The sequence below is a fragment of the Actinokineospora spheciospongiae genome (genome assembly GCF_000564855.1).
GTDB lineage: Bacteria > Actinomycetota > Actinomycetes > Mycobacteriales > Pseudonocardiaceae > Actinokineospora > Actinokineospora spheciospongiae.
In genome coordinates this window covers 17,060-29,059 of sequence record NZ_AYXG01000078.1, presented here as the reverse complement: position 1 = coordinate 29,059, position 12,000 = coordinate 17,060, and the positions used below count along the sequence as shown (strand labels likewise).

14 protein-coding genes are annotated in these 12,000 nt (G+C 72.6%); 3 read left to right on the top strand and 11 right to left on the bottom strand.

All coding sequences use genetic code 11. The annotated features are described in order from the left end of the window. Positions 1 to 310: 310 nt before the first annotated feature. From UO65_RS10900 to pdxR, 8 genes are all read right to left on the bottom strand, one after another. On the bottom strand, positions 311 to 1,405 hold the full coding sequence (locus UO65_RS10900; RefSeq protein WP_035281349.1) for a D-alanine--D-alanine ligase family protein: 1,095 nt from the start codon (positions 1,403 to 1,405) through the stop codon (positions 311 to 313). A 78-nt stretch (positions 1,406 to 1,483) separates the two neighbouring features. After that, positions 1,484 to 2,290, bottom strand: a complete 807-nt coding sequence (locus tag UO65_RS10895; RefSeq protein ID WP_035281346.1) for a helix-turn-helix domain-containing protein — start codon at positions 2,288 to 2,290, stop codon at positions 1,484 to 1,486. After that, positions 2,283 to 2,636: a hypothetical protein gene (locus UO65_RS10890; RefSeq protein ID WP_035281344.1), complete on the bottom strand. Its 354-nt coding sequence runs from the start codon at positions 2,634 to 2,636 to the stop codon at positions 2,283 to 2,285. Before UO65_RS10890 ends, UO65_RS10895 begins: the two co-directional genes overlap by 8 nt. A 268-nt stretch (positions 2,637 to 2,904) precedes the next feature. Then, on the bottom strand, positions 2,905 to 4,074 hold the full coding sequence (locus tag UO65_RS10885) for a helix-turn-helix domain-containing protein (RefSeq protein WP_035281342.1): 1,170 nt from the start codon (positions 4,072 to 4,074) through the stop codon (positions 2,905 to 2,907). A 205-nt stretch (positions 4,075 to 4,279) separates the two neighbouring features. After that, a complete protein-coding gene (locus UO65_RS10880) occupies positions 4,280 to 4,705 on the bottom strand; it encodes an Imm1 family immunity protein (protein WP_035281341.1) in 426 nt (141 codons plus the stop codon). Beyond that, the gene (locus UO65_RS38950) at positions 4,702 to 4,860 is read right to left on the bottom strand and encodes a DddA-like double-stranded DNA deaminase toxin (RefSeq protein ID WP_411431355.1); all 159 of its coding nucleotides are present in this window, start codon (positions 4,858 to 4,860) and stop codon (positions 4,702 to 4,704) included. The genes UO65_RS10880 and UO65_RS38950 overlap by 4 nt, the downstream gene beginning before the upstream one ends. Next, complete coding sequence (locus UO65_RS10875) at positions 4,860 to 5,486, bottom strand: hypothetical protein (RefSeq protein WP_035281339.1); 627 nt, start codon at positions 5,484 to 5,486, stop codon at positions 4,860 to 4,862. The genes UO65_RS38950 and UO65_RS10875 overlap by 1 nt, the downstream gene beginning before the upstream one ends. Positions 5,487 to 5,550: 64 nt before the next feature. Next, entirely contained in the window at positions 5,551 to 6,999 is a 1,449-nt protein-coding gene (gene pdxR, locus UO65_RS10870; RefSeq protein ID WP_052021003.1) for a MocR-like pyridoxine biosynthesis transcription factor PdxR, read from the bottom strand. A gap of 26 nt (positions 7,000 to 7,025) precedes the next feature. Here pdxR and UO65_RS10865 point away from each other — a divergent pair, with 26 nt between their 5' ends. Beyond that, a complete protein-coding gene (locus tag UO65_RS10865; protein ID WP_152552051.1) occupies positions 7,026 to 7,697 on the top strand; it encodes a pyridoxamine 5'-phosphate oxidase family protein in 672 nt (223 codons plus the stop codon). On the opposite strand, the gene UO65_RS10860 is transcribed toward UO65_RS10865, so the two are convergent. Further along, positions 7,675 to 8,145, bottom strand: coding sequence for a cysteine dioxygenase (locus UO65_RS10860; RefSeq protein WP_035281338.1), 471 nt, complete (start codon positions 8,143 to 8,145; stop codon positions 7,675 to 7,677). The two genes, UO65_RS10865 and UO65_RS10860, sit on opposite strands and share 23 nt — an antisense overlap. 329 nt (positions 8,146 to 8,474) lie before the next feature. Between UO65_RS10860 and sigK the strand changes: the two genes are divergently transcribed. Then, a complete protein-coding gene (gene sigK, locus UO65_RS10855; protein ID WP_052021002.1) occupies positions 8,475 to 9,074 on the top strand; it encodes an ECF RNA polymerase sigma factor SigK in 600 nt (199 codons plus the stop codon). Next, a complete protein-coding gene (locus UO65_RS10850) occupies positions 9,071 to 9,814 on the top strand; it encodes an anti-sigma factor (RefSeq protein WP_035281335.1) in 744 nt (247 codons plus the stop codon). The genes sigK and UO65_RS10850 overlap by 4 nt, the downstream gene beginning before the upstream one ends. A gap of 87 nt (positions 9,815 to 9,901) precedes the next feature. On the opposite strand, the gene UO65_RS10845 is transcribed toward UO65_RS10850, so the two are convergent. Both UO65_RS10845 and UO65_RS10840 read right to left on the bottom strand, forming a co-directional pair. Continuing rightward, complete coding sequence (locus UO65_RS10845; RefSeq protein ID WP_035281333.1) at positions 9,902 to 11,002, bottom strand: cystathionine gamma-lyase; 1,101 nt, start codon at positions 11,000 to 11,002, stop codon at positions 9,902 to 9,904. Continuing rightward, complete coding sequence (locus UO65_RS10840) at positions 10,999 to 11,949, bottom strand: NAD(P)H-dependent glycerol-3-phosphate dehydrogenase (protein ID WP_233427530.1); 951 nt, start codon at positions 11,947 to 11,949, stop codon at positions 10,999 to 11,001. The genes UO65_RS10845 and UO65_RS10840 overlap by 4 nt, the downstream gene beginning before the upstream one ends. Positions 11,950 to 12,000: the final 51 nt, after the last annotated feature.

Here is a 12,000-nt window from a genome sequence, read left to right as displayed (position 1 = left end):
CATCCACCCACCCGGGCAGTTGCTTGGTCGGGCCGGCGGTTCTCGGGGCGGTCGGCCTGCGTTCAGGACATCCACCCACCCGGGCAGTTGCTCGCCGGGCCGGCGGTTTCGGGGGTGATCGGCTGGGCAAGCACCTCCACCCACCCGGGCCTCTGCTTGACCGGGCCGCCGGTTCTCGGGGTGGTCGGCTGACCAAGCAGCACATCCACTCATGCGGGCATTCGCTTGCCGGGCCGGTGGTTGTCGGGGTGGCCGGCTGGTTGTTGCTGCGCCGGGTGGGGTTCTGGGTGGCTGGTGGTCGGGCCGGGCCTCAGCGCAATCCGGTTCCCCTGGCCACGGCGGTGTCGACCAGGGTGGCCAGCAGTGCCGGGTAGTCGAGGCCGGTGACGGCCCACATCTTCGGGTAGGCCGAGGTGGGGGTGAAGCCGGGCATGGTGTTGACCTCGTTGACCGTCAGCTCCCCGCCCGCGCCGACGAAGAAGTCCACCCTGGCCAGGCCCTGGCAGTCCAGTGCGCGGAACGCGTCCACGGCCATCGCCCGCAGCCGTTCGGACACCTCGTCGTCCAGCTTGGCCGGGATGTCCAGTTCGGCGACGTCGTCGAGGTACTTCGCGTCGAAGTCGTACCAGTCCACCGAGTCGTCGACGAGCCGCACCTCTGCGGGCACCGACGCCTCCACCCGCCCGTCGGGGAATTCCAGCACCCCGCACTCCACCTCGCGCCCGACGACCCCGGCCTCGACGAGCACCTTCGGGTCGACCTCGCGGGCGGCGGCGATGGCGGCGTCGAGGTCGACCCACGAGGTGATCCGGCTGATGCCGGTGGACGAGCCCGCGCGGGCGGGCTTCACGAAGACGGGCAGCCCCAACCGGTCGCGCTCCTGCCCGGTGAGGGTGGTGGCGCCGCGCCGCAGCTCGACGTACCGGCCGACGGGCAGTCCCTCGGCCTCCAGCAGCTTCTTGGTGTAGCCCTTGTCCATGGCGACCGCGCTGGCCAGTACCCCGGGGCCGACGTAGGGGACGCCGACCATCTCCAGCAGCCCCTGGATGGTGCCGTCCTCGCCGTAGGCGCCGTGCAGCATGGGGAAGACGACGTCCACACCGGTCAGCACCTCCCCCGCCCGCCCCGGTTCCAGGACGACCAGGCCGACCGAGCCGGGGTCGGCGGGCAGGGTGACAGCGGTGCCCCCGGTGATCGTGGGCAGGGTGCGCCCCTCGATGCGCAGCGCGCCGGGGTCGCTCGGCCCCAGGACCCAGGCGCCCTCCCGGGTGATGCCGACCGGCACCACCTCGAAGCGGTCGGGGTCGAGGTTCGCGAGAGCGCTCGCCGCGGACACGCAGGACACCGCGTGCTCGGTGCTCCGCCCCCCGAACACCACCGCGACGCGGATCTTTGAGCTGGCCATGGGAGTGGACCCTACCCGGCGGGGATTTCCGGGATGCCCGGCTGTGGTGTGGGCGACCGCCGTCCACCGGTACCCACCTCAGTCGAACTCGCCCCACAGGCGGGCCAGCACCTTCCGGGAATCTCCCGTGGACAGGGCCGACTCCGCGACCCGGCGAAGCGAGTCGACGTAGTGCACGGCGCTGTCCTTTTCGAGGATGACGGTCGTGAAGTCGAGGTCGAGGACCGCCACGGGCGAGAAGGTCCGGAAGTGCAGGACCCGCACGGGGTGCTGGAGGAGTGGCGGCGTGGTGCGGGGAACGATCCGGATGCCGTCGAACCGGGCCAGGCGGGCAAGCCGGAGCTCCTGCGTCCCCAGCTCGTACGGAGCTCGCTCGATGGCATCGGCCGAGACGTAGCGGGTCCAGATGGTGTCGCCACGGTGCCCCGGGGATGCCGGCGCGGTCGACACCCCGGAGCCGCCCGGCGCTCGCGGCCCGATCACGCTCGTGGCGTAGGTGGTGATCCCGTCAGCCAGCGACCACAGCGAGCTGACCACGTCGTCCGGGTCGCGCGTCGACGGGGTGGCATGGATCACCCAGTTCATCTCCTCGCTCGCCCGGCGCAGGCCGTACAGGTGTTCCCGACGACGCGGCGGGATGTCGAGGAGAGCGCACAGACCCCCCAGTTCCAGCGCGTCCGGAATCCTCCGCCCATTCATGATCCGGTTGATCATCGCCGGTGACATGGTCATCAGCTCCGCCAACTGCCGAGTCGTGAAACCGCGCTCGACGCGTGCCGAGTCCAGTTCCGTGGAGAGCAGCAACGCCCTCGCGGTCTTCGCGCGGATGTCGTGCCGCAGACGCGCACCACTTCCCGCCTTGTGAACGGCCATGTCCTCAGGCATCCCGCCGGGAATGCCCGCGCACGAGGCGATGACGGTCGTGCACGAGGTTCATGCACGCCTTGGCGAACACCCGCAGAGCAGCGTTGTCGTCCCAGCTCACGGCGTCGGGTTTGGGCAGTACGAGGAACGGGCTCTGCGGCCCCTCGATCGGCCGTGAGGGAAAGGGGATGTCCCGGACCACGAGGACTCTCCGCTGCTCGACGCACGTCCCCTGGAAAACCGCGACCCCGGTGTCCCCCTTGGCGAGCCGGAACGTGTAACCGCCCTCGAAGACCCGCGAACACGGCCGATTGCACAACTGGTCAGCAGGGGTGACCGACACGCCGGTGGCGTTCGGAACCTTCACCGGCCACCACCCACTAGACCTGGCATGCGCGGAGCGGGAACGTGCTCCCACCGCCGCGGGGTGTCGCGGGAACGACTGGTCATCGGTCACTCACCCGCCTGGCGGGCCGGTCCACCAGCGGACCCACGAACACGTTGACGCTCGCCAGTAGCGCAGCGACCCCGAGCACGATCAGCACGGACATTCGGTCACCTCCCTTTTCCGGGAAGTGACGTTAAAGTTGCGCAGGTGAGGGACCTTGCCACAGTGGCAAGGTCCCTCGATCGGATTAGCGGAGTCCTGCGCGGTGTGCCATGCCGCGCAGTTCGCGGCCAACCGCGTCGTCACGGCTGCGGGCGGCCAACTCGGCGAGGGTGGCCCTGGTGAACGGATGCCGGTGCAGCCGTGCCGGGGAGATCAGTTCAGCCTGGCGCAGCGCACGCACAGCGTCGTCGCGGCGACCTCGGATGCGGGCGAGGGCACGGCCCCGGTCCGCCCAGTAGGCGGCACGCCGCTGCGGCGACGGGATGGCGGTCGGGGTGACGGTGTCGGCCAGGTGGGCGGCTGCGGCGTGGTCTCCCGCCTCCAGCGCGACGGCCATGCGCCACACGGTTGTGTTGCTGACGCCGAAACCGAAGTGTCCCGCGTTGCCCTCGCCCACCCGCTCAGCCAGCGCCGCGGCTTCGTCGAGTGCCGCTTGACCGTCGCCCGTGCGCCCTGCGGCGGCGAGCAGGGAATCGGTGAACACCAGCATTCCCGTCAGTTGCATCTGCTCCGTGGTGGCCGTGGGGCGCGGTGCCGCGGCGAGTGTCTCCGAAGCGAGGTCGAGCGCGCCCGCCGCGAGCAGCCCATGTGCGGTGCCGAACGCCGCGATCTGCTGGTCGATGACATCGTCGAGGGTGTCGGCGGCACGCTGACCCAGCACTGCGGCCTGCCACCCGAGGTCGAGCGGAGCGCCGACGTCCCGCAGCCACGCCTGCGTGCCCTGGACGTGGAGCAGGGTCAGCAGGTGCCGCACCTGTCGGGTGTCCCGCCCGGCGGACTCGGTGGCGTGGACATCGCGGATGAGAGCGGGCAGGGCAGCGCCGACGATGCCATGCTGACATCGCTGCTGGGCGTCGAGGAGGGCCGCGACACGGTCGGCGAGCACGGGCGCAGGCAGGACTTGGCCACCTGGCCGATCCATGCTGACCGCGAGGAGCGCCCGACGCACCTCATCCGCGGCGGTTTCGGACACATCGGTGTCCGGCGCCGAGAATGCCTCGTACGCCAGGTCGGTGGGGGCGACTTCGAGCGCTTCGGCGAGCGCGATGATCAACGAGCGGCGGTCGAGAGCCCGGTGTCCGCGCTCGATCTTGCTGAGGTGGCCTTCGCTGATGCCCGCGAGTCCGGCGACGACAGCGAGGGACTTGCCGCGAGCGTGTCGCAGTTCGCGGAGGCGACGGCCGAGGTCGGGCATCTCGCCACGCCTACGGCTTGTCGAGCAGGTCGCGGGGCGCGTTGAAGTCGGGCATGGTCCACCCCTTCACCGAGGAGGGTCCCCCACCGAAACGCCCCGGCCCTCGGAACCCGCGCCTGTCGGCCGGGGGCCGCTTCGGTGGAGATGTGCACCACCAGGCTAGCCGGTGATCAGCTCTTGGTCTTGGTGTGCGGCACAGCGCCGGTCACTCGAACCGGGACAACAGTGGGGCCGCTTCCTTCCACCGCACGCAGGTGGGGGGTGCCCACGTGGTCAGGAACTCTGTCACGGCCGCATAGACCGTCTCCACGGGCACCTCGGCGCACGGCGGGACACTGGACTCGTGGAACCCGGCAAGGTGGTAGGCCATCCACCCGGTGTTCGTCCCGTTGGTGGGAACGAACGTGGACATACCCCGTGCCCACTTCACCATGCCCACGTCGTTGTTCACACCGAACGTGAGCGTCACCACTTCGTGGTCGTGCACGTCGATCGGCTCACGCGACAGTGACCACGACCACGGGATCTCGACCCCGGCGTCGTTGAGCGCACGCACTTCCGCGACCAGGTCGACCTCCGGGGGGATCATCTCGGCGCAGAGGAACGGCTGATGGATCACGGGTTCGGTCACAGGGGCGCCTTCCCTTCGTAGGTCCACTTGAATGGATTGCCTCGGGCGTCGGTCCCGAGGACGGTCAAGGTGTGTTCGGTCGGGAGGAAATCCGGCAGGTAGTCATGGCACCCCTGCGGGAAACCTTGCTCAGATCCACACGGAGCGTGATTTATTATGACCTGTCCGTGTCGTGCTCGGTTTGGATCATGACCGCGACCACCTTCATCTTCACGTGGTTCGCAACGTCAGCCGCACGGCCCATGCGCAACACCACCAACCGTTGGGCCACCTCCTCAGCCCATCCATCTGCGGGGTGAGCGGTGAGCGTGCCGATGTCACGACCGTCGATGTGCACGTGCCCCACGATGGGGACGTTGCGGGTGCCCCGTCGCACCCGAGGGGGAAGGTCATCGCAGTAGGGCACCGCTTCCGTGGGGTATCGGTCGCCGTGCTTGTTCTCCACCCCCGGTACAGGCGAAGCCGAAGACGGGGTCGGAGGCGACTTCGCCGGGATCGGACGCGGCTGCACCTGCGCCGGAGCTCGTGGCGCACCCGATGACACCGCACCATGCCCCGGGCCTTCTGGCGAGGCCAGGTGAACACCGATGAGCTGTTCGGTCTCGGTGATGCTCCGCCACACCACGCGCAGTTCCTCCAGCACGGCCGCACAGGAGGGCGGCATGTGGCCGAGGATGCCCACCGCCTCCTCGATCACCGCTGCCGCGACGAGGTACTCCCGTGCCACCGTCAGCTTCACCAGCACCACGTGCAGCGCTGCGGCCAACTCCCCCGCCGGCATCAGACCATCCTAGAGCTCCGGCCGAGCAGGTGGGCGATCGTCGCGCAGGTTGCGTTGACGGCCCCTACGAGGGCCGTGTCGTGGTGACGAGGTCGACGAGGGTGGGGATCGCTTCGGTGAGCTGGGTCCGGGAGCAGGCGGCGTAGCCCAGGGCGATGCCGGACCACGTCGGCTTTCCCTGGTGGTGGCGGGCGAGGCCGTCGAGGACGAGGTGGTGGGTGCGGGCGGCGTCGATGACCGCCCGTTCCGTCGGGGTGTCGGGGAGGGGGATGACCAGGTGGGCGCCTGCGTCGTCGCCCAGGACGGGGACGTGGGCGGTGGTGAGGGCGGTGACCAGGAGGGCTCGGCGCTCGGAGAGTTCCCGGCGGAGCTTGCGCAGGTGGCGGCCCAGGTCGCCGTTGCGGGCGAGTTCGACCAGGACGAGTTGGCCCGCGGCGGCGGGGGTGGTGCCGGTGTTGTCGCGGTGTTCCAGGACGGCCGTGACGACCGGGGGCGGGGCGACCATCCAGCCGGTGCCGAGGGTGGGGGTGAGGATCTTGCTGGTGGTGCCCAGGTGCACGACGACGTCGGGGGCCAGGGCGGCGAGCAGCGGGAGGGGGGCGACGTCGTAGCGCAGTTCGCCGTCGTAGTCGTCCTCGACGACGAGCCAGCCCTGGCGGCGGGCGCGTTCGACGAGTTCGACGCGCCTGCCCGCCGACATGCGCCTGCCCAGCGGGTACTGGTGCGCCGGGGAGCAGTAGACGACCCTGGCCGAGGCCGGGACCGCGTCCAGCAGCAGGCCGTCGGCGTCGACCGGGACGGGGACGACGCGCATCCCGGCGGCGCGGAAGGTGGCGACGGCGCGCTGGTAGCCGGGGTCCTCGATGGCAACCAGGTCGCCCCGGCGCAGGACCGACGCCGCCAGTTCCGCGACCGCCGCCGTGGTGCCGCCGGTGGCCAGGACCGACTCGCCCTCCCCCGCCTCGTCGTACTCGCCGCTGACGCGCAGGCCGCGGTGGCGCAGCAGGTGCTCGGCGACCGCCGCCCGGTAGGCGGGGACCCCGGCGCGCTCGTGGCGCTGCAACGGTGTGACGTCGGCGGAACCGCGCCAGGCGCGGCGCCACGCGGAGCGGTCCAGGCCGCCGATCCACGGTGAGCCGGGGCGCAGGTCGACCGCGGGGGCGCCCGGTGCCGCGGTCCTGGCGCGGCGGGGGCGGGCGCGCGGGGAGCCGGGTGGGGCGGTGGTGACGTAGGTGCCGGAGCCGTGCCTGCCCGCGATCCAGCCCTCGGCGTGCAGTTGCTCGTAGGCGGCGGCGGTCACCGTGCGGCTGACCGCGAGCTGGGTGGCCAGCGCCCGGGTGGAGGGCAGCCGGTCGCCGCTGCGCAGCCTGCCGTCGGCGGCGAAGGTGCGCAGCTCCTCGGCGAGCTGGACGGCCAGCGGGGTGGTCGAACCGCGGTTGAGGCGGACCGGCAGCGCAGGGCTCTCGGACAACAGTGGCCTCCTGGAATGGCGCGGTCGTGGCCCTGTCAGCATTCCACTTCATCCCCGAGCCTGGGGAGGTGAACCCTTCTCCGCACCCACCACTGTCCGCAACCGACCGCACCCGGGTCCGCCGGGGCAGCCACCGCGCGGTGACCGACCGGGCCGTCCTCTGGCAGGTGCTCGACGCCGGGCTGGTGTGCCACCTGTCCACCGTCGTCGACGGGTCGCCGCTCGTGCTGCCCACCGGGTACGGCCGCGACGGCGACACCCTCTACCTGCACGGGTCCACCGGCGCGCTGAGCCTGCGCACGGCCGCGGCGGGCGTCGAGGTGTGCGTGGCGGTGACCCTGCTCGACGGGCTGGTCTACGCCCGGTCGGTCTTCAACCACTCCATGAACTACCGCTCGGCGGTGGTGCACGCGACCGCCGTGCCGGTCCTCGACCCGCCCGCCAAGCTGGCCGCGCTGCGGGTGATCACCGAGCACCTGACGCCCGGCTCCTGGGACCACGCCCGGCCGCCGACCGACAAGGAGCTGGCCAAGACCGCCGTGCTGGCCGTCGACCTGGCGGAGGCGGCGGTGAAGGTCCGCGCGGGCGGCCCCGGCGACGACGAGGCTGACGTCGCCGCCGGGACCGCCTGGGCGGGGGTGCTGCCGATCCGGACGTTCTACGGCGAGCCGGTGCCCGCCGCGGACCTGGAACCGGGGCGGCCGGTCCCCGGGCACGTCACCGCAGCTCGACCCCGGTGAACCGGTCGACCCGGCGGCTGCCCCCGGTCGGACCGGTCACCCGGTGGACGTGGATGCTGACCGCCGGGTCGGGCCCGGCGTTGTGGATGCGGTGCACGTAGCCGGGGGCGAAGACCCGCGACTGGCCCGCGACCAGGGTGTGCACCACGTCCTCGTGGTGCCCGGGGTGGGCCACCTGCTCGGTGAGCGTCCCGGAGACCACGGTGAACGCCGCGGTGGTGCCCGCGTGGTCGTGCAGCTCGGTGCCCTGGCCGGGCAGCCAGCCCATCAGCCACACCTCCTGGTCCTCGGTCAGCTCGACCAGCGCGGCGAAGCGCCGGTCGGGGTCGTAGCGCAGCAGGCCGCGCCAGCGGTCCCGGTCGCGCGCGAACTCGGCGGCGACCAGGGCGGGGTGCGCGAACGCGGCGGGACTGACCAGCGCCACGGTATTGGGCGGTACGGCGAACATGTTCCTACGTCTCTTCCATGGGGGTGAACTGACACGGCGCGGCCGGGGAGAAGGCCTCGGGGCGGTATCACCGACAGAGACAGAGCGCGCGACAAACCGGGCGGGGGCCCCGCTCGTCGGTCATGGCGCGCTGCAACACGGGGCATAGGTAAACACCGGGTCGCGCGGGCGGCAACTCGGTCCACGGAATGGAACACCTCCGGGGGAACCGGGGAACCGGCCCACCGCACCGGGGGTCGAACCCATCCGCGAACACCCCGGTGCCGAACACGTGGTGGCGGACAACCAGCGCGGCGGGTCGGGCCGCGCCACGGACGGGAGCAGTGCACATGGCCGAACGAGTGCGGCGCATCGCCGGGGAGGCGGACACTGTCACACAGGCGCCGCCGGACGCGGGGGCGCTGTTGCAACAGGTGGCGCGCGGGGACGAGAAGGCCTTCGAGCGCCTCTACGACCTCGTGGCCGCCCCGGTCTTCGGGTTGGTCCGGCGGATCGTGCGCGACCCGGCGCAGTCCGAAGAGGTCACCCAGGAGGTCATGCTGGAGCTGTGGCGGACCGCCGCCCGCTACTCCACCGAGCGGGGCAGCGGGATGACCTGGGCGATGACGCTGGCGCACCGCCGCGCGGTCGACCGGGTGCGCTCGGCGCAGTCGGCAACCGACCGCGAGGACAAGGCGCACCGCCGGGAGACCACCCGGCCGTTCGACGAGGTGGCCGAGCAGGTGAGCATCCGGCTGGAGCACGAGCAGGTGCGGCGCTGCCTGACGAGCCTGACGGACCTGCAACGGGAGTCGGTCGAACTGGCCTACTACCGCGGGTTGACCTACCGCGAGGTGTCCGACCTGCTGGACACTCCTCTCGGAACCATCAAGACCCGATTGCGCGACGGGCTCATCCGGATGCGCGACTGCCTGGGGGTGGCCCGATGACCGCTGACATCCACGCGCTGACCGGGGCGTACGCCCTCGACGCGATCCCGGAGTTCGAGCGCGCCGAGTTCGAGCGCCACCTGGCCGAGTGCGAGTCCTGCGCCCAGGAGGTGCGGGAGTTGCAGGCGACCGCCACCCGACTGGGCGAGGCGGCGTCGGACCAGCCGCCCGCGGAGTTGAAGTCGCAGGTGCTGGCCCGCATCGCCGAGGTGCGCCAGCTCCCACCGGTCGACGACCTCACCGCGCGGCGCGAGCGCCGGTCCGCGGCGGGGGCACCGCTGGTGACGAAGTTCCTCGGGGTGGCCGCGGCGCTGCTGCTGGTCGTCTCGGTGTCGCTGGGGGTGCTCCTGGTCCGCAACACCAACGACCTGGACTCCACCCAGCAGCAGGCGGCGGCGGTGTCGGACCTGCTCTCGGCCGGGGACGCCAGGGTCGTCAGCGGCAGCACCACGACCGGGCTCAACGGGACGGTCGTGGTGTCCCGCGAGCGCGGGCAGGTGATGCTGCTGGCGGGCAACGTGCCCTCCGCGCCGGACGGCAAGACCTACCAGGTGTGGCTGATGGGCGACGGCGCGCCGCGCCCCATCGGGCTGATGGCGCCGAACCCGTCCGGGCACGCCTCGCTGCTGACCACGCCGGGCATCGGCGCGGCGCAGGACATCGGTGTGACGGTGGAGCCCGCGGGCGGGTCGCCCGCGCCGACCGGGGACCTGGTCATGCAGATGACGCTGCCGGTCTAGGCAGCGCACGACGGCGGAGGCCGCGCACCCCACCCGGGGTGCGCGGCCTCCGTGCTGTCGGTCGAAACCCGGACCGGCCCCGGGGGATCAGCGCAGTGCGGCGAGGACGTCGGCCACCAGGTCCCGGGGGTCCTCGCAGCCGCAGGAGAAGCGGACCAGGCCGTCGGGGACCGCGTCGCCCCAGCGGGCTCGGCGGTCGGCGGTGGAGTGCAGGCCGCCGAAGCTGGTGGCGGAGGCGACCAGGGTGGTCCGGGCCAGGAACTCCTCCACCGCCTCGGTCGACTCCAGCACGAAGGTCACCACGCCGCCGAAGCGGCGCATCTGCTGCCGGGCCACGGGGTGCGCCGGGTCGGCCGCCGCACCGGGCCAGCGCAGCCCGGTGACCCGGGGGTGGTCGCGCAGGGCCTGGTAGAGGGCGGCGGCGTTCTCCGCCTGCCGGGCCAGCCGCAGGTCCAGGGTGCCCAGGCCGCGGTGGGCCAGCCAGGTCTCGAACGGGCCGGGGACCGCGCCGGAGGCGGTGCGCTCGGCGCGCAGCCGGGCGAGGAGCTCCGGGTCGCGGGCGGAGACGTGGCCCAGCACGACGTCGCTGTGGCCGGAGAGCGCCTTGGTGTCGCTGGCGACGGTGAGGTCCGCGCCGAGTTCCAGCGGGCGCTGCCCGATCGGGGTCGCGGTGGTGTTGTCGACCGCGACGAGCGCGCCCGCCGCGTGCGCGAGGTCGGCGACCGCGGTGATGTCGCAGACGTCCAGGCCCGGGTTGGACGGGGTTTCCAGCAGCACCAGCCGGGCGCCGCGGACGGTCTCCCCGGTCCAGCGCGCGGCCGTGGGGACCTCGCGGACCTCCAGGCCGTGGGCGGCCATGTGGTCGCGGACGTAGGAGCGGGCCAGGTAGTAGCCGTCCGAGGGCAGCACGACGACGTCGCCCGCGCCGAGGACCGTGCGCAGCAGCGCGGAGACCGCGGCCATGCCGGAGGAGTAGACGACGCACTCGCCGCCGTCGAGCCAGCCGATGGCCGACTCCAGGGCCCGCCAGGTGGGGTTGGACGCGCGGCCGTAGAAGTCCTCGCCGCCCAGGTGGAACGGGGCGGCCAGGACCGGCTGCGGGGCCAGCGGCACGTCCGGGCCCGCGACCGCGGAACCGGCGTGCACGCAGCGCGTCCCGTCGCCCCTGGTGTCCGGTCGGCCGCTCACCGCTCGCGCTCCGGTTTGGTCTGGCGGCCCAGCAGGGCGCCCGCCATCTCGCGCGGGTGGAACCCGTCGTGGCAGACGCGGTGCACGACCTCGGTGATCGGCATCTCGACGCCGTGGCGCAGCGCCAGTTCGCGGATCGACGAGCAGGACTTGACCCCCTCGGCGACCTGCCCGGCCGCGGCGGACCGCGCCTGCGCCATGGTCTCGCCCCGGCCCAGCCTGGCCCCGAAGGTCCGGTTCCGCGACAGCGGCGAGGAGCACGTGGCGACCAGGTCGCCCAGGCCCGCCAGACCGGCGAAGGTGAGCGGGTCCGCGCCCAGCGCGGCACCCAGGCGGCTGGTCTCGGCCAGGCCGCGGGTGATCAGGGTGGCCAGGGTGTTCGCGCCGAAGCCCAGGCCGTCGGCCATGCCGCAGGACAGGGCGATGACGTTCTTGCACGCCCCGCCCAGCTCGCAGCCGACCACGTCGGTGATCGTGTACGGCCGGAAGTAGCCGGTGGTGCAGGCCCGTTGCAGCGCCACCGCGCGGTCGTGGTCGCGGCAGGCGATCACCGTGGCGGTGGGCTGCTCCTCGGCGATCTCCTTGGCCAGGTTGGGCCCGGAGACCACCGCGATGCGGTCCTCGGCGAACCCGGTGACGTCGGCGATGACCTCGCTCATCCGCTTGAGCGTGCCCAGCTCCACGCCCTTGGCCAGGCTGACCAGGGTGGCGTCGTCGGCGATCAGGCTGCGCCAGGAGGTGAGGTTGTGCCGCAGGCTCTGGCTGGGCACGGCCAGCACGACCGTGTGCGCCCCGTCCAGCGCCCGCCGCGGGTCCGATGTGGACCTCAGGGGGGCGGGGAGCCGCACCCCGGGCAGGTACTCGGCGTTCTCCCTGGTCGAGGTGATCGACTCGGACACGTCGCGGCGCCGGGCCCACAGCACCACCTCGCGCCCGGCGTCGGCCATGACCTTGGCGAACGCGGTGCCCCACGAGCCCGCGCCCAGGACGGTGATGTG

Coding starts and splice junctions, on each gene's coding strand:
- UO65_RS10900 (WP_035281349.1), bottom strand. CDS start 1,405: ATGGCCAGCTCAAAGATCCGCGTCGCGGTGGTGTTCGGGGGGCGGAGC.
- UO65_RS10895 (WP_035281346.1), bottom strand. CDS start 2,290: ATGCCTGAGGACATGGCCGTTCACAAGGCGGGAAGTGGTGCGCGTCTG.
- UO65_RS10885 (WP_035281342.1), bottom strand. CDS start 4,074: ATGCCCGACCTCGGCCGTCGCCTCCGCGAACTGCGACACGCTCGCGGC.
- UO65_RS10875 (WP_035281339.1), bottom strand. CDS start 5,486: ATGCCGGCGGGGGAGTTGGCCGCAGCGCTGCACGTGGTGCTGGTGAAG.
- pdxR (WP_052021003.1), bottom strand. CDS start 6,999: ATGCTGACAGGGCCACGACCGCGCCATTCCAGGAGGCCACTGTTGTCC.
- UO65_RS10860 (WP_035281338.1), bottom strand. CDS start 8,145: ATGTTCGCCGTACCGCCCAATACCGTGGCGCTGGTCAGTCCCGCCGCG.
- sigK (WP_052021002.1), top strand. CDS start 8,475: ATGGCCGAACGAGTGCGGCGCATCGCCGGGGAGGCGGACACTGTCACA.
- UO65_RS10850 (WP_035281335.1), top strand. CDS start 9,071: ATGACCGCTGACATCCACGCGCTGACCGGGGCGTACGCCCTCGACGCG.
- UO65_RS10840 (WP_233427530.1), bottom strand. CDS start 11,949: ATGGCCGACGCCGGGCGCGAGGTGGTGCTGTGGGCCCGGCGCCGCGAC.